We start from the raw sequence: 2,413 nt of genomic DNA on the forward strand, positions 1-2,413 counted from the left end.
GGGTCGATAATTAACTTGTAATGCTTTTTGCCATAAATCAATCCAATCATTTTGCGAAATATAATTTTCAGAACCTCTAAAATACTTACTTTCAACACACAACAAGACATGCATATGTTGATTATAACTACCATCATTTTTATTAACTGTAACTTCTGTTGAACGCATAAAACCAATTAAATTCTTACTAACTTTTTTATATTTAAATAATCTTCTAAAAGATTCAGTTAAATGTTTTAAACTTCGTTCTAAAGTATCCCCATCTATCGCATTTCGTGTTGATAGAGTAAGAAATAACCACCGAGCTTTAGGCTTTTCTTTTACTACTTCTTCAATCACTTTTTGAGCTTGATAACTATTTTTCATAGCACGCCTCCAATTACAAACTGGGCATAATTTTGACTTACAAAACCATGTCTTATGTAACTTCAAATAACCTTCATCAGTTGGCTTGAATTCTAAGACGTTACCACATTGTTTTACGTTAAAAGCCTTTTTAATTTTTAAGATTTCCAGTATATCTGCATAACTTACATTATCAATTTTCTTTTCTCTCCATGGGCGTTGTTTCCCACTTTTCGTAATATCTTTTAATGTTTCATTATCTTGATTTTCGTCTATATATTTTGTATGATTATCTTGCATATATAAAGACCTCCAGTATTAAGTTGATGAGTGGATGCTTCAATCTTATTACTGGAGTTTTTTTATGTCAAATTTTATTTTATACACTAAAAACTATTGAAAACACTGTCAAATCAACGTTAAAACGATATTTTGAAAAAGAACGTTATTTCTATATAGTATCAAGACAAGAAGAAACTCGTTTTCAACTCGTTTCAAAAAAAAAAAAAACGCGGTGATAATCTTTGGAAAACATTTTAGCAATAGCAACAATAATAGCTGGATTAGCTGGTATATTCACAATAATATATCCTTTTATTAAAATTTATTTTGACCATAAACGATATAAAGAATATTTAAATCAAAAAAGTAAATCATTTCATAAACGAATTATTAAAAAAGCAAATAATACATACCAAAATGAAGATCAATACAAAAGAGCTTCAAACCGTATGACTGATATAATCAGTGAATTTAATGAGTTTTTAAATTGTGAACTAGAACGAAAAGAAAATATTGGAAAAAGAAAAAATATTAGAAAAAAAATTAAAAAACAAAGAGCATTATTATATAAATTAATAAAGAAATATGAAGATGCAGAAAAAGGAATAATCCAATTAGAATATAGAATTATAAAAAGAGAAATCCCGAACTATTTCTTAAAGTTTTAAATCTAAAATGCTTTATTCCAATTCCTCTATTTGTCGACGATTCTGCGCTCCTTAATAATCCTAAAGCTGTCCATCGGTCGATTTAATAGCTGACGCTATTGACCGCTGGCGCTTTAAGTCTAATTAAGGGCTCTCATCGACAAATAGATTTTCTCGGCATAAATGCGTGTTCTTGTTATAATATAGACATCACATTTAGGGTGCTTATTAAAAGTAGTTTTTTATAATCTACTTCGCAAAAGCAAATAAAAAGCCAATCCATTTTATCTGGGTTGGCTTTTTATTTTTATATGCCTTTATTTGAATTTTAAGGGGGCATTTTAAAGATTCAGGGGTAAATCATATAGTTTTATACCTAAAAACGTATATAAGCTCTTAAAACGCAAATATGAGCCAAATAAATATATGCTAATTTCACAAACAAAAATTTGAGCAAAACCAGTGACTAATTTTTTAGACACTGCCCAGTTATATGCAAATTAAAAATTTAGCAAACTGGGCAGAAAAAAATAAACACTGCCCAGTTTTTATGCACAAAATTATTTTTTGCATAAAAACTGGGCAACCATGCTGGTTGAACACTATAGTTCCCGCAGGGGCAAAAATACATAAAAAAACGCTAGCTTTTAAGCTAACGTTTCAAATCTTTTAAGTAATAATTTTGTTTTTCAAAATTCCAAATTGCCGTAATTGAATGTGCTTTTTCTTCTTCGTCTGTTGTTTTATCTTCGTCACTTGTATTAATCAAATTGCCATCTTCAGCATCGTCTAAATTTAAAATTTTATGTTTTTGTTTAAGCAAACCACCATAACTCAACATACGTTTTCGGTATAAACCTTTTTCTAAATCATTTACGATTTCTTGATTTTTTTCGTCATCATCAGTTAAAAAATCAGATGACTTAACCGAGTATTTTGAAGTCTCTTTGATTGCTGCTTGAATATCTTTATCGCCTTTTTGATTTGGTTTGATCGCTTTGATATTTGCTACGGGTCGATAATTAACTTGTAATGCTTTTTGCCATAAATCAATCCAATCATTTTGCGAAATATAATTTTCAGAACCTCTAAAATACTTACTTTCAACACACAACAAGACATGCATATGTTGATTATAA

The 2,413-nt window shown here is 28.8% G+C and carries 3 protein-coding genes; 1 reads left to right on the top strand and 2 read right to left on the bottom strand.

The annotated features are described in order from the left end of the window. Window positions 1–645, bottom strand: a 645-nt coding sequence (locus FHL06_RS12380; protein ID WP_192917984.1) for a protein rep, incomplete at its 3' end; no start/stop codon positions are given. A gap of 224 nt (window positions 646–869) precedes the next feature. Between FHL06_RS12380 and FHL06_RS12385 the strand changes: the two genes are divergently transcribed. After that, complete coding sequence (locus tag FHL06_RS12385) at window positions 870–1,295, top strand: hypothetical protein (RefSeq protein ID WP_153386882.1); 426 nt, start codon at window positions 870–872, stop codon at window positions 1,293–1,295. Window positions 1,296–1,926: 631 nt separating this feature from the next. Here FHL06_RS12385 and FHL06_RS12390 read toward each other — a convergent pair. Further along, window positions 1,927–2,413: protein rep (locus FHL06_RS12390; RefSeq protein ID WP_192917985.1), on the bottom strand; the 487-nt coding region annotated here is incomplete at its 5' end.

This window comes from Companilactobacillus halodurans (assembly GCF_009600985.1).
Lineage (GTDB): Bacteria > Bacillota > Bacilli > Lactobacillales > Lactobacillaceae > Companilactobacillus > Companilactobacillus halodurans.